Here is a 13420-nt window from a genome sequence, read left to right as displayed (position 1 = left end):
GCCGTGGCTAGTCTTGGCCAACTCGACGAGTACGGAGGGGACATGGCCGAGGTGAGCGGCAGACTCGACGGCATGCGCGCGCTGATTCTGGGAGGTGGCGGTGCGGGGATCGGTCGCGCGATCGTCCGCGCCTACGCGGCTGCCGGGGCGCACGTGGTCGTGGCCGACGTGGACGCCGAGCGGGCGGCCGAGGCCGCGGAGGAGGCACGGAAGACCGGGCTCCCGGCCCACGCGATCAGCGGGGACGTCCGCTCGCGTGAGCAGCTCGACGACATGGTCATCGGCGCCGCCGAGCGGCTCGGCGGGCTCGACACCCTGGTCACGGTGGTCGGCGGGCAGGTCGCGTTCGTACCCGCGGTCAAACTCCACGAGATGAGCGACGAGGACTGGGACACCGTCTACGAGGTGAACCTGCGTTACGTGGTGCGGGCCGTGCGGCGCGTGCTCCGCGTGTTCCTGGAGCAGGGCACGGGTGGGAACATCGTCAGCATCGGTTCGGTCGCCGGCTTCATGGCGGCGCCCAAGCAGGCCGGATACGGCGCCGCGAAGGCCGGTCTGCACAGCCTGGCACGCACCGTCGCCGCCGAGTACGCGGCCGACGGCATCCGGATGAACGTCGTCGCCGGCGGAGCCATCAACACCGCGGTCAACCATGCGGAGTCCGCGGGTGACTGGGTCCCGGAGATTCCGGCCGGGCGCTACGGGACCTCGGAGGAGATGGCCGCGTCCGCCGTCTACCTGGCCTCGGACGCGGCACGCTACGTCACCGGGCAACAGCTCGTCCTTGACGGAGGAGTGTCCGTGCGTGGCCCGTTCCCCGAATAGCGCGGTGTTGCCGTGCCGTATCCGCCGATGCCGCACCACCTGGAAACCGCTCGACTGATGTTGCGGCCGTGGACCGAGTCCGATGTCGATGCCCATCGTGCGCTCGTCGCCGAGAGGGGCGACGGCATGCCATCGGTCGAACACAACCGGCGGGTGATCGAGGATCAGCGCACCGCGTCGGCGCTGACAGGGATTGCTCTGTTGGCCGTCGTCCGCCGCGATGTGGGCGACTTCATCGGGTATTGCGGGCTGACCGTCGGTCGGGCTTCCACAGAGGAGCCCGAGATCGCGTACGAGTTGTTCCGGCGCGTGCACGGGCAGGGCTATGCGACCGAGGCGGCCTCCGCCGTGCTCGAGGCCGCGATCGGGACCGGGCGCAGGCGGCTCTGGGCGACGGTGCGTCCTCCACCGACCCGCTGTCCCGTCGCAGTCGACGTCCCGTTACGGCAGGGAACGAAGTACGTTCCCCGACCTGGTGGGTCCCCGCCCGCCGCGGATCATGCGGGGACGGGCTCTTGGGCCCGGGCGTCCGACCTGTCGTCGGTGGCCCTGCCCGTGCGCACGAACAGGTCCTCCTCGCGGAGCCGCGACGTCGCCCAGACGCTGCCCGCCGCCGACAGGACGAGATACCCGCATGCCAGCCACGGGCTGCCGGAGCCGAGCGTGAGGAAGGCGGTGACCAGCAGCGGGGTGATGCCGGACGCGAAGATGCCGGACACCTGGTAGACCGCTGACATCCCCGTGTAGCGCACGTGCACCGGGAACAGCGCCGCGAACAGCGTGCCCTGCGCCCCGTAGAAGCAGGCGTGCACGATGCCCAGCGCGAGCACGAGCGCCACCGCGAAGCCCAGCACGCCGCCCGTTCGGAACAGCAGGAAGGCAGGGAAGACCGACACACCGAACGCGGCCATGCCCGTCAGGTAGACGCGTCGCGCGCCGAACCGGTCCACGAGCCGTCCCGACACCGGGACCAGCGCCGCCATCACCAGCGACGCGCCGGTCACCGTCAACAGCACCGAGGTGCGCGGCAGTTGGAGCGTCCCGGTCGCGTACGTCAGGGCGAAGACGCCCCACGTGTTGAAGGCCACGCCCTCGCCCCAGCGGGCCACCATGCCCAGGAGCAGGTGGCGGCGCGTCAGGCGGTCGCGCGCCACCTCCACCAGGGGTACGGCCCGGGGCTCCGTCGTCCCGTCGAGCACGGCGCGGAAGGCAGGCGTCTCGTCGATCTTCAGGCGGACGGTCAGGCCGACCGCCACCAGGACCAGGCTGGCCAGGAAGGCGACCCGCCACCCGTAGCCGAGGAACGCCTCGTCGCTCAGTACGTTGCTCAGGAGCGCGAACACGCCTGTTCCCAGGGCGAGTCCGAGCGCCAGGCCGATCTGCGGGTAACTGCCGAACCGGCCCTTGCGCCCCTCGGGCCCGTGCTCCACGGCCAGCAGGACGGCCCCGGCCCACTCGCCGCCGAGCGCCACACCCTGCGCGACCCGCAGGACGAGCAGCAGGACGGGGGCGAGCGCGCCCACCTGTGCGTAGGTGGGCAGGAGGCCGATCAGCGCGGTCGAGACACCCATCAGGCCCATGGTGAACGCGAGGGTGCGCTTGCGGCCCACGCGGTCGCCGATGTGCCCGAAGAGCAGGCCGCCGAGGGGGCGCGCGACGAAGCCCACCGCGAACGTGGCGAACGCGAGCATGGTGCCCACCGTGCCGTTGGTCGCCGGGAAGAACAGCTTCCCGAAGACGAGGCTCGCCGCCGTGCTGTAGAGGAAGAAGTCGTACCACTCGACGGTGGTGCCCAGGAGGCTGGAGAGGACGACGGTGCGGAGCTTGCGCCCGCCGGTCGCGTCGCCCGCTGCACGTGTGTCCGTGTCCGCGTTCGGGGTCTCCGCCGGTGGTGTGTCGGGGTCGGTGTCGGTGTCCGTGTCGGTGTTCATGGCCGTGCTCACACCCCCGCGAACGCTACGGTGCCGGGCTCGGCGAGGGCCGGTGCGGCCGGGTGGTGCCACAGTCCGCGGCGCTCCAGCAGCGGCAGGACGCCCTCGCCGAACCAGTACGCCTCCTCCAGATGCGGCACGCCCGAGAGGACGAACTCGTCGATGCCCAGGCGGTGGTACTCCTCGATGCGGTCGGCGACCTCCGTGTGGCTGCCCACCAGCGCGGTGCCGGCGCCGCCGCGCACCAGGCCGACGCCGGCCCACAGGTTGGGGTAGATCTCCAGGTCGGAGCTGGTGCTGGTGCCGCTCGAGTGCAGGGCGCGCATCCGCTTCTGGCCCTCGGACTCGGAGGTCGCGAGGCCGCGCTGGACGGCGGCGATGCGCTCCGGGTCCATGCCTTCCAGCAGCCGCTCGGCCTCCGCCCATGCCTGGGCGGCGGTGTCGCGGGCGATGACATGCAGCCGGATGCCGAACCGTACGGTGCGGCCCAGGAGTTCGGCCCGCTTGCGGACCTCGGCGATCTTCTCGGCGACGGCCTGCGGCGGCTCGCCCCAGGTCAGGTACGTGTCCGTGTGCCGGGCGGCGACGTCAAGGGCCGCGGGGGAGGAGCCGCCGAAGTAGACGCTGGGCACGGGGTCCGGCAGCCGGTTCAGGCGGGCGCCCTCGACGCGGAGGTGTTCGCCGTGGTGGTCGACGGTCTGCCCGTCCCACAGGCGGCGCACGATGTCGAGGAACTCGCCCGTCCGCGCGTACCGCTGGTCCTTGTCGAGGAAGTCACCGTAGGCGCGCTGCTCGGCGCTCTCGCCACCGGTCACCACGTTCAGCAACAGGCGTCCGTGGGACTGCCGTTGATAGGTGGCGGCCATCTGGGCGGAGAGCGTGGGGGAGATCTGGCCGGGCCGGAAGGCGACGAGGAACTTCAGCCGCTCGGTGACCTGCGTCAGCATCGCCGTGGTCAGCCACGCGTCCTCGCACCAGGCGCCGGTGGGGGTCAACGCTCCCTCGAAGCCCAGCTGTTCGGCGGTGCGGGCGATCTGGCCCAGATACTCCACGGACGCCGGGCGGTCGCCTCCGGCGGTGCCGGGGGTCGAGCCGTGGCCACCGCCGACGACGTGGCGGCTGTCGCCGGTGGTGGGCAGGAACCAGTGGAAGGTGAGTGCGGACATGACGGGGCGAGGACCTCACAGTGAGCGGAGCGGGGTGGGGGTGCGCCGTGGATGTGGCGCGCGGGGGCGGCGTCAGCCCCGACAGCAGGCACTCTTGTGCCGGCAGAGGTCGATGTGCCGACGGGAGACGAGCGGATGCACGGGCCCCTCCCTCACTGCTGCTCGTTGCCTACAATTCCTACTGGATTACTAGGGAAATGTTCCGCATCGACGCCCGTCGGTCAAGTTCCGTCTCAGTGGCCGGACGTTCAGGCTGAGGCCGCCCTGACCGCTGCCGCCACGAATGTCCGTACGAGGGGTTGGTCGGCCTGGGCCGGCCAGGCGAGCACCAGGCGGCTTTCGGGGGCGTCCGTGACGGGCACGCACACCACGCCCGGCGGGGTGGGGTGGACGAGCGAGCGCGGCAGGACGGCCACGGCCCTGCCGACCGCCACCAGGGGGATCAGCTGGCTCACGTCCTGCACCTCGGGGCCGTCGTCGCTCACGTCTTCGACGCCGGGGACGCCTCGCCAGCGCGGCATCGGCTCGCCCTTCAGATCCGCGAGCCGGACTGCTTCGCGGGTGGCCAGCCGGTGATGGGCGGCGAGGAGGGCGACACGCCCCTCGACCCGGAGCGTCTCGTGGGCCAGGCCTTCCAGGTCGTCGAACGGCAGGTACAGCAGGCCCACATCCGCGCGACCGTCCCGCAGCTGCTCCGCGCGGTCGGTGGGCCCGCTGAACACGATCTCGACCCGGCGCGCGTCGGACTCCTCGGCGTACGCGGCGAGCATCGCGGACAGCAGGTCGGCGTCGCCGCCGGGTTTGAGTACGAGCCGCAGTCCCGCCCCGGCGTCCGCGGCCCGGCGGGCCCGCTCCGCCGCCGCGTCGACCGCGTCCAGCGCGTACCGCCCGTACCGCAGCAGCGCCTCGCCCGCCGGGGTCGTCGTGACCTGGCGGCTGGAGCGGACGAAGAGGTCCACGCCGAGCCGGCGTTCGACGCGGCGGATCGCCTTGGAGAGGGCGGGCTGCGCGATCGCCAGGCGTTGGGCGGCGCGGCCGAAGTGCAGCTCCTCGGCCACCGCGACGACGTACTCGATCTCCCGTGTCTCCAGCTCAGCCATGCCTCCAGGTTATCGTTCGAGGCTCAGAGGGTCTTGGACGCGGCGGCCCCCGGCTTGTTTCGATGGACGCATGATTCAACACACGATGCTCGTTTCCTTCGAAGGTGCCATTCCGGACGCCGACCTCGACCAATTCCTCCAGGACATCGAAAAGGTCATGGTCGACTCCGGCCACGTCCTGACGACCTCCGCCCGGCGGCACATCCCCGTCCCCGGCGAGGAGGCCATCCCCGCGCTGATCGCCACTGCGGTGATCCAGTTCGGGGTGGCCGACCTGAAGGCCCTCGGCGCCGCGTTCGAGGCACCCGGCGTGGAGGAGATCATTCACCGGTGGCAGGGCCGGTACCCGTACAAGGTCGCCTACGTGAATCACGAGCCGCTGGACTGACCGGGTCCTGTCGAACGGGGGCGGTCGGGGTGACAGGCCGGAGGCCAGGGTCCTGGCCTCCGGCACCGGCTGGACCATGGAGCAGACGCTATGGGTCGCCCACCAGCACGGTTACGAACTCACTCGCGTCGAGGGCTACCGCGCGCAGCCCAGGTATCTGGTGCTGCGCTGCACGCGGCCGTTCACCCCCTTCCCCTCCCCTCCGCCACCTTGGGGCGTGCCCGAACCGCGGCCCGCATCCCAGGAGATGAGGAAGGCGGGCAACCCGGGCGCAGTCGTTTCCCTGGCTGCCCTCCTCGGTCTGCTGGGCGTGGGAGTGGCGGTGAGGACCGTCATCGCCGCCCGGCACGGTGACCCCTTCGCCGTGCGGACCGCGATCGGTGTCGTACTGCTGGCCGGAGCGGCAGCCCTCTTCGTGGTGGCCCGCCGCCTAGCCCGAATCAGCCCCGAGTCAAGGTGATACGTGCGGCGTGCAGTTTCTCGTCGCCGCTGTTGAAGTACACGTGATCACCGGAAACCGTGAAGGCCGTCGCGCCGGAGGAAAGAGATGCCCTGCCCAAGGGGTTTCCGGTTCCGGCGTCGAAAGCCCGCAGGGTGCCGCCTTCGCTGAGGTACAGGGCACCGTCCGTCAGCACCGGTGGTGAGACGGGACCGTCGGTGGTGTGTTCCCACTTGCGTTTGCCGGAGTGGGCGTCGAAGGCGTACACGGCACCCGCTCCCTTGGCGTCGCCGTAGGTTTTGTCCGAGGCCGTCACGTACACGACGCCGTCGGCGACGACGGGCGCGGACAGCTCCGGGTTCTCCAGGTACGAACGGACCGTCCAGCGCACCTTGCCGCTCGCGGTGTCCGCGGCGTACACCTTGTCGCCGTAGTGCAGGCCGAAGTACACGGTGTCCCCGTGTGCCACGGCGAAGGCGATGTTGCCATGGGGCTTGCCGGCCTTGATGCGCCAGCGCTGCTTGCCTGTGTCGGCCGAGAGCGCGTAGAGGTACGGCTGGTAGCGCTCGGATGCGCCCACGTAGAGCACTCCGTCAGCAATGGTCAGGGCCTTGGACAGCCCGCTGCCGAAGGCGCGATGCCAGCGCTCGCGCCCGGTGCGGGCGTCCAGTGCGTGGAGCACCGTGTTGCTTTCGAGGTAGTAACTCGCCACGTAGATGGTATCTCCCGCCCACGCGACCGGTGAGAAGCTGCCGGGGTCGCCGCTGTCCTTCCTGCGGGCTTCGAACGCCCATCGTTTTGTCCCGGTGTCCGGGTTCACGGAGTGCAGTGTTCCTGAGTCGAGATCGGAGACGTACAGCGCCCCGCCCAGCGTGCCCGGAAACCGTGCGTCGTCCAGGCCCTTGTAGGACCAGACCTGCTGTCCGCTCTTGGCGTCCACGGCTCGCAAGGCGCCACCGCGGTCGGTGACGTAGACCTTGCCGTCCGCGACCACAGGTGAGTCGATGACGGATCCGTCGTATGTCCACTCCTCGTCGAGGGACATCCGACCTGGCGTGGACTGCTTGCCCGTATCGGCGTCTGCGCCGTCATCGCCCCGGTTGAGCAGGACGACACTCAGGGTGATCAGCAGTGTCAGGGCCACGGTGGAGGCGAGCCCGATCAGGGTTGCGCGACGCACGGCCCGCCTCGGGCGCTTGTCGGGCTTCTGGGCAGACGCAAGTGCCTTGGTTGCGAGGGATGTTCGGGAGAGGGTGGGGGAGCGGTCCGTGCCGTCATCTCCCGGCGGAGGCGTTCCGTCGGGGTCGGGTTTGATGGACAGGGCCCCGAAGCCCCGATTGGCAAACGACGTGTTCTGCCCGCGGGAGATCTCCGCGGTGACCGCCTCGGGCAGCCAACCGGGGATGATGTGTCCACCCTGACGCGCGGCTGCTGACTCTTCGAGTTCCTGGACCAGTTGTGCCGCTGTAGGCCGCCGGTCCGGATCCTTGTCGAGGCAGCGCGCCGCGAGCCGCGCGACGTGGTCCGGTGCACCCGCGAGGTCGGGTGGCTCGTGGACGACACGGTAGTTGGTGAAGTGTGCATTGCCACCCGAGAAGGGCCCCTTGCCCGTCGCCGCGTACACGAGGACCGCGCCCAGGGCGAATACGTCACCGGCGGGGCCGGTGGGCCGGCCCAGGAGGACCTCGGGCGGCATGTAGCCGGGGGTGCCGACCGCGGCGTCGGTCAGGGTGAGTCGGGTGTCGTCCACGGCCCGTGAGATGCCGAAGTCGATGATGCGGGGGCCGTCGTCGGCGAGCAGCACGTTCGCAGGCTTGAGGTCGCGATGCTCCAGGCCCTGCGCGCGGATGCTCTCGAGAGCCTCGGCCAGCGCGGCTCCCAGGGCCAGGACGGGGCCCTCCGGCCAGGCGCCGTGGTCGGCAACCGCGTCGCGCAGGGACGGGCCGGGCACGTACGCGGTGGCGAGCCACGGCGGGTCAGCGTCCGGGGCGGCGTCCACGACCGCGGCGGTGAAGTAGCCGGTGACGCGCCGTGCGGCTGCGACCTCGCGGGTGAAGCGCTGCCGGAACGCCGCGTCGTCGGAAAGTTCCTCGCGGACCACCTTCACGGCGACGTTACGGCCGCCCGGCGACCGGCCCAGGTACACCCGGCCCATGCCGCCCGCGCCGAGTCTGCCCAGCATCCGGTACGGGCCGATCTGCTCCGGGTCTCCCGGCTCCAGCGGTGCGTGCCCCGCCACCTGGTTCTCCCTTCGGTGCACCGGTACCGGCGCCGTGTCGATGACCGCTCGGTGCGGTTCAGTCCGCCGCCGTCACGGCGCGCAACCGCCTCCCGTCCTGGAAGTAGACGGCTCCGTCGGCGAACTTCGGACTCCAGCGGAAGTCCGCTGACTTCGTCAGGCGCTGCTTCCACCGGCGGCGGCCGGTGCCGGAGTCGAGGGCGGTGAGCGTCCCGTCCGGTTCCGCGAGGAGAACGGAACCAGCGGCCACGCCCAGGAGCCGGAGGTCGTCGGCCGACGACCTGTGCTGCCACACCTGGTCGCCGCTCCCGGTGCGGAAGGCAGTGACGTAGGCGGTGTTCTCGAAGTACACGGTGCCCCCGGACACCACGGGGGCACCGGCCCCGCCCGCGATCCGCGAGTCCCACAGTTTGCCGTCGAACTTGCGGCGCCACTTCTCCTTGCCGGTCGAGGAGTCCACGGCGTACAACGAGCCGTCCAGCCCAGCGCAGTAGGCGGTTCCGGCGGCGACGACCGGTACCGTGACCAGCTTGCTGTCCGCGTCGAACGTCCAGGCCCGCTCATGCGCCGCGGTGCTCACGGCGTGCAATGTCCGATCGCCGCACAAATACACCGTGCCGTCGGCGGCCACGAGTTCCTCGGTGCGCCCTTTGACGAACCGGTACGACCACTGCAGTTTGCCGGTGGCGGCATTGACGACGAAGAGACCCTGCGGGAAGTACAGACACGTGCTGCCACCCGCGGTGATCGGAACGAACCGCAGCAGCCCCGTCTTCAGCTTCCAGCGGGTCTCACCGCTGGCCGCGTCGGCCGCGTACAGGTAATTGCCGGCGCCGTAGTACACGGTGCCTTCGGACACCGAGGTGATGACGGCGCCCTCACCCAGCCCCTTGCGCTGCCAGTGCAGGCCGCCGGTGCCGGCGTCCAGGACACGCGCGGTGTTCGTCGTCGAGCCCAGCTTGTCGACGCCGAGACCAACCAGGCCGTCCGCGACCACCGAGAGCTTCAGCCCGCCGGCCAACGAGGCGGACCACAACTGCCGTACATGGGAGGGTGCGGGAGTCGGCTTCTTGTCGCCCGGCGCCCAGAAACCGTTCACGGCCACAACCGTCCCGCCGACCCCCGCAACGGCGAGCCCGGCGAGGAGCCGACGCCGGGTCAGGGGCCCCGGACGCGCGGAAGCGTCGTGGGCAGGGTCCGCGGGGTCTGCAGGGACGGAAGCGCGCGAGATGTCCGGACCGGTGTCGATCGACACAACAGCCGGATACTCAGTCGGCGTTGACGCCTCCTTGGGGCGGGTGCCCGTCTGCGTCGGGATGTCCGGAAGCGGCGCTCTGCGGATACGGTCGATCTCCGTGGCCACAGGCCCGGGCAGCCAACTTGCCTCTTCGGCGGCGCCGGGTGCAGGTGTCGCGTCACCCCACTCGTCCACCAACTCCGCTACGCCGGGCCGCTTGCCGGGATCCTTGGACAGGCAGCGGCCCACCAACCGGCGCAGCCCGTCGGGCAGCCCGCTCAGGTCCGGCTCCTGGTGCAGAACACGGAAGTGCACGGCGTGAGCCGCGCCGGGCCCGAAGGGGCCAGCGCCCGTCGCCGCGTAGGCCAGCACCGCGCCGAGGGCGAATACGTCCCCGGCTGGGCCTGCCCTTTCGCCGCGCAACTGCTCCGGTGGCACGAAACCGGGAGTGCCGACCACCATGCCGGTCTCCGTGAGGGCGGTGTCCTCAGGGGTGATCGAGATGCCGAAGTCGATGACACACGGGCCGTTCGCGGCGAGGAGGACGTTCGACGGTTTCAGGTCGCGATGGGCCACTTCGGCGTCGTGAATGGTCTGCAGTGCCTCGGCGAGCGCGGCCCCGAGGCACCGCACCGCCTGCTCCGGCCAGGGGCCGTACGTCGCGACGGCGTCATGAACGGACAGTCCTGGAACGAATTCGGTGGCCAGCCAGGCCGGGGTGCCGTCAGTATCGGCGTCGACCACGGCAGCGGTATGGATGCCCTTGATACGGCGGGCCGCCGCCACCTCGCGGACGAACCGCTGCCGGAAGCCGGGGGAGTCGACCACGGTGGACCGGATGACCTTCACCGCGATCACGCGGCCACTGGGCGATCGGGCCAGGTAGACGCGGCCCATGCCGCCCTGGCCGAGCCGCGCCACCAGCCGGTGACGCCCAACCCGCTCAGGGTCCGCCGGCGTCAACGGCGCGTACACCATCACGCTCCCCCTCCGGTCCCACGTCCCGCCCGCCCCGTCGGCGCCGCCTTCATCCTGCCCGCTCCTGCGGCTCATCTACCGCACACAGTAAAGGACTTGAACACGGCGAGCACGGTTCCCTTGCGTGCGCAGCGCGACCAGGCGCCTACCACCTGCGGCAGGAAGAGGGCCACCCGCGCCGCGCAGCATGCTGCGGACCGAAGCGACGGTGCAGACGGCCACGAACTCGGGATCCATCTGGACGCGGCGGCGCGCAGTGGTGGGGCCTGCGCCAGTTACCGCTGCCCGGTCGCGCAGTGACATGCGGCCGTGCGCGCTGAGGAGTTCGAGCAGCCGCGCGTCCAGGGCATCCCAGGGAGCTTCCGGGGCCGGCGGCCGCGGCCACGGGAGGGGCGCGGCGGCCTCGATGCGGGCCGCCTGATCGGCGTCCAGGCTGCGCAGCCGCCACCTGCTGCCCTCGATGGGCGTGCCCGTGGACACACGCGTCCGGGTGGCTCGTACGCCGGTCGTCGCGCGGAACAACTCGGCGGTCAGGTGGGTGAGTTCGTGCAGGTCGGCCGTGTGCACCGTCACCACGAGGTCACGCCCGCCCGCCGTGTGCTTGATGTTCGTTGGGAGTCGCCGAGAAGGTGGGCCTGCTGGAGACCGCGATGCGGGCCACCCTCGCCCGCGCCCCGCGCGCCCTGCTGCCGTACGTGGTGGCGCTCGTCGCTTCCCAGGCGCACATGATGAGCGATGTGGCGGCGATCGTGCTGCCGCCGCTCGCCGGTGTCGCCTTCAAGAGCGCGGGCCGCCACCCGGTGGCCGGTCTGATCGGCGGCTTCGCGTGTGTCACCGCCGGATACGCGGCCGGGTTCACCATCGGCTCGCTCGACGCGCTGTACGTGGGCATCACCCAGCGGGCCATCGAGGTACTGCCAGGCACTCACCACGTCGACGTGAACATCCTCGCCAACTACTTCTTCACCGCTTCCAGCAGCCTCGTCCTCGGCCTGATCGGCGGCTTCCTGATCAGCCGGGTGCTCGAACCCAGGCTGCCCGCATGGGAGTCGGGTGCCGAGGAGACGGCGGAGTCCGTGGCCCTCACTCCGGTCCAGCGCCGCGGCCTGCTGCTCACGGCCCTGGCCGTCCTCGTGTACGCGGCCGCCGTCCTGCTCCTGTGGCTGCCCGAAGGGGCGCCGCTGCGCGGCGACGGCGGGGCACTGGTGCCCTCCGCGCTGCTCGACGGCATCGTCCCGGTCCGGTTCGGCGCGTTCCTGCTCGCCGGTGTGGTGTACGGGGTCACTGTGAAGACGCTCACCGGCTCGGGGAGCGTCGTCGAGGCGATGACCGAATCGGTGCGGGGCATGGCCGGATACGTGATCATGACGTTCGTCGCGGCCCAGGTCATCGCCGTCCTCAACTGGTCCAACGTGGGCGTTCTGATGGCTGTGAAGGCGGCCGCGCTGTGGTCCTTGATCGGGCCGGTGTTCGTCCCGGCGTTCATGCTGCTCGGCATGAACCCGGCCCTGCCCCAGGCGGCGTTCCGCCCTGGCGGTCTTCTACGGATTCGATCTGCCGCTCGGGCCGGGGGCGGAGATCGGCCTCAAGTAACTGAGACACATCCGGGGCCCGCCCCCGGCCCTCCGTTCAGCGCCGCAGTGTCAGCAGCCCCGGGCGATACGGCAGGAGGCCGTAGTCGCCGCTCGAGTTGGGGCTGCGGCCCTGGTAGAGCAGTTGGAGGTTGCAGGGGTCGACGGTCATGGTCTGGTCGGGGCCGGTGCGGAGCAGTTCGCCGTGGCTGATGTCGTTGGTCCAGGTGGCGCCGCTGTTGGCCTTGCCGGCGAAGGGGTTGCTCTCGGTCGCGGCCTGGGGCGTCCACGAACCGTTCAGGCTGGTGGCCGTGAACGAGCGGAAGTAGCGGCCCTGGGAGCCGATCGCCTCGACCATCATGAGGTAGCGGTTCTGGCCCTGGAGCTTGTAGACCTGCGGGGCCTCGAACAGGTTGTTCGTCGTGTCGCTCATGATCGTCGTGTACGAGGAGCCGAAGCTGCCCGGGAAGTTCCCGATCGGCATGCTCGCCCGGTAGATCTTGCCGTTGTCACCGGCGAAGAACAGGTACATGTTCGTCCCGTCACCGATGAGCGTCTGGTCGATGGGGCCCGTTCCGGAGCCGGAGATGCTTCCGGAGAAGAGCACCTGCGGGGACGACCAGCCGTTCGGGTTGGTGGGGTCGCTCGACGTCCGGTAGGAGAAGGCGGACCCGCCCCACTGGTAGGTGAGCACCCAGATGTTCTTCGGTGCGAAGTGGAAGAGCGTCGGCGCGACGGTGGCGGAGGACATCGTGTTCTGGCTCGCCGAGGCCATGTCCGACCAGTTGCTGAACAGGCCGAAGTTCATCGAGCCCCAGCTCGTCCCCGTGTCGTGCGTCGTCGCGTAGACGAGCTGCTTGCCGTTGTACGGGACGACGGTGAAGTCCTTGAGTGACACCCACCCCGACTTGGGCTGTGCCAGCGCGCCCGTCGATGTCCAGCTGTAGGACGACGGGAGATCGCACGAGCCGGAGCCGGAGCCGTCGCCGACCTTGACCAGTTTCCACTGCTGGTTGGCGCCGCCCCAGTCGTCGTACTGCACGATGTTCGCGCCGTCGGCGGTGGAGCCGCCCTGTACTTCCAGGGCCTTGCCGCTGTGGCGCGCGATGAGCCGCACGTAGCCGTCCGCGCTGTCGGCGAGGCGCCACTGCTGGTTGGTGGCGTTCTGGTCGGTCCACTGGACGATCGCGGCGCCGTTGGCGGTGGACTTGCTCTGGACGTCGAGGACCTTGCCCGAGAGGCGGGACTTGACGCGGTAGTAGCCGTCGCCGGAATCGACGAACTGCCACTGCTGCTGGGCCTGGTCGTTCCGGGGCCACTGGGTGATGCGGGCGCCGTCACTGGTCGCCAGGTTGTAGACGTCGAGGGCTTTGCCGCTGTTGCGGTTGACCAGTACGTACGAGGCGTTGGGGTCGACGGTCGCCGCGGCGGCAGGCTGGGCGCCGAGGAAGCCGGCCACGAGCAGGAGGGGCGCGAGGAGCGCGAGTAAGTGTCTGAGGCGGACCGGGAGAGATGGGCGGAACCACATCGGAAGGACTCCTTGGCG

Annotated in this window: 10 protein-coding genes and 2 pseudogenes; 5 read left to right on the top strand and 7 right to left on the bottom strand. The window is 70.6% G+C overall.

Features of this window, described 5'->3' with window-relative positions; translation table 11 throughout:
- Positions 1–3 precede the first annotated feature (3 nt).
- On the top strand, positions 4–825 hold the full coding sequence (locus ACNYS0_RS05590; protein ID WP_422471539.1) for an SDR family NAD(P)-dependent oxidoreductase: 822 nt from the start codon (positions 4–6) through the stop codon (positions 823–825).
- Between the two features lie 27 nt (positions 826–852).
- A pseudogene (locus tag ACNYS0_RS05585) lies at positions 853–1224 on the top strand (GNAT family N-acetyltransferase); the annotation flags it as partial.
- A 98-nt stretch (positions 1225–1322) separates the two neighbouring features.
- Here ACNYS0_RS05585 and ACNYS0_RS05580 read toward each other — a convergent pair.
- The 3 genes from ACNYS0_RS05580 to ACNYS0_RS05570 form a co-directional block, all read right to left on the bottom strand.
- Positions 1323–2756 carry an MFS transporter gene (locus ACNYS0_RS05580; RefSeq protein ID WP_422471538.1) on the bottom strand — a complete coding sequence of 478 codons (1434 nt, stop codon included), beginning with the start codon at positions 2754–2756 and terminating at the stop codon, positions 1323–1325.
- Between the two features lie 8 nt (positions 2757–2764).
- Complete coding sequence (locus tag ACNYS0_RS05575; RefSeq protein WP_422471537.1) at positions 2765–3922, bottom strand: LLM class flavin-dependent oxidoreductase; 1158 nt, start codon at positions 3920–3922, stop codon at positions 2765–2767.
- Between the two features lie 248 nt (positions 3923–4170).
- Positions 4171–5022 (bottom strand): LysR family transcriptional regulator, encoded by an 852-nt coding sequence (locus ACNYS0_RS05570; RefSeq protein ID WP_422471536.1) that lies wholly within the window; start codon positions 5020–5022, stop codon positions 4171–4173.
- Positions 5023–5092: 70 nt separating this feature from the next.
- Between ACNYS0_RS05570 and ACNYS0_RS05565 the strand changes: the two genes are divergently transcribed.
- Positions 5093–5410, top strand: coding sequence for a hypothetical protein (locus tag ACNYS0_RS05565; protein WP_422471535.1), 318 nt, complete (start codon positions 5093–5095; stop codon positions 5408–5410).
- A 76-nt stretch (positions 5411–5486) separates the two neighbouring features.
- On the top strand, positions 5487–5870 hold the full coding sequence (locus ACNYS0_RS05560) for a hypothetical protein (RefSeq protein ID WP_422471534.1): 384 nt from the start codon (positions 5487–5489) through the stop codon (positions 5868–5870).
- On the opposite strand, the gene ACNYS0_RS05555 is transcribed toward ACNYS0_RS05560, so the two are convergent.
- Genes ACNYS0_RS05555 through ACNYS0_RS05545 form a run of 3 tightly spaced genes read right to left on the bottom strand, consistent with a single transcriptional unit; the run spans position 5851 to position 10879 of the window.
- Positions 5851–8088: an outer membrane protein assembly factor BamB family protein gene (locus ACNYS0_RS05555; RefSeq protein WP_422471533.1), complete on the bottom strand. Its 2238-nt coding sequence runs from the start codon at positions 8086–8088 to the stop codon at positions 5851–5853. The genes ACNYS0_RS05560 and ACNYS0_RS05555 overlap by 20 nt on opposite strands.
- A gap of 58 nt (positions 8089–8146) precedes the next feature.
- Positions 8147–10378 (bottom strand): protein kinase domain-containing protein, encoded by a 2232-nt coding sequence (locus ACNYS0_RS05550; RefSeq protein WP_422471532.1) that lies wholly within the window; start codon positions 10376–10378, stop codon positions 8147–8149.
- The gene (locus ACNYS0_RS05545; RefSeq protein ID WP_422471531.1) at positions 10379–10879 is read right to left on the bottom strand and encodes an AsnC family protein; all 501 of its coding nucleotides are present in this window, start codon (positions 10877–10879) and stop codon (positions 10379–10381) included.
- A gap of 74 nt (positions 10880–10953) precedes the next feature.
- On the opposite strand from ACNYS0_RS05545, the pseudogene ACNYS0_RS05540 reads away from it, so the two are divergent.
- Positions 10954–11778: pseudogene (locus tag ACNYS0_RS05540) on the top strand (AbgT family transporter); the annotation flags it as partial.
- Positions 11779–11932: 154 nt separating this feature from the next.
- On the opposite strand, the gene ACNYS0_RS05535 reads toward ACNYS0_RS05540, so the two are convergent.
- Positions 11933–13402, bottom strand: a complete 1470-nt coding sequence (locus tag ACNYS0_RS05535; RefSeq protein WP_422471530.1) for a non-reducing end alpha-L-arabinofuranosidase family hydrolase — start codon at positions 13400–13402, stop codon at positions 11933–11935.
- Between the last annotated feature and the right edge of the window lie 18 nt (positions 13403–13420).

Origin of the sequence: Streptomyces anthophorae (assembly GCF_049310305.1) — a bacterium.
Taxonomy (GTDB): domain Bacteria; phylum Actinomycetota; class Actinomycetes; order Streptomycetales; family Streptomycetaceae; genus Streptomyces.
This window is presented reverse-complemented; position numbering and strand designations above follow the sequence as displayed.

Bases quoted from the DNA above. Each gene is read 5' to 3' on its own strand.
- ACNYS0_RS05560 (WP_422471534.1), top strand. From the start codon at position 5,487: ATGGAGCAGACGCTATGGGTCGCCCACCAGCACGGTTACGAACTCACT.
- ACNYS0_RS05580 (WP_422471538.1), bottom strand. From the start codon at position 2,756: ATGAACACCGACACGGACACCGACACCGACCCCGACACACCACCGGCG.
- ACNYS0_RS05570 (WP_422471536.1), bottom strand. From the start codon at position 5,022: ATGGCTGAGCTGGAGACACGGGAGATCGAGTACGTCGTCGCGGTGGCC.
- ACNYS0_RS05550 (WP_422471532.1), bottom strand. From the start codon at position 10,378: ATGAGCCGCAGGAGCGGGCAGGATGAAGGCGGCGCCGACGGGGCGGGC.
- ACNYS0_RS05575 (WP_422471537.1), bottom strand. From the start codon at position 3,922: ATGTCCGCACTCACCTTCCACTGGTTCCTGCCCACCACCGGCGACAGC.
- ACNYS0_RS05535 (WP_422471530.1), bottom strand. From the start codon at position 13,402: ATGTGGTTCCGCCCATCTCTCCCGGTCCGCCTCAGACACTTACTCGCG.
- ACNYS0_RS05565 (WP_422471535.1), top strand. From the start codon at position 5,093: ATGATTCAACACACGATGCTCGTTTCCTTCGAAGGTGCCATTCCGGAC.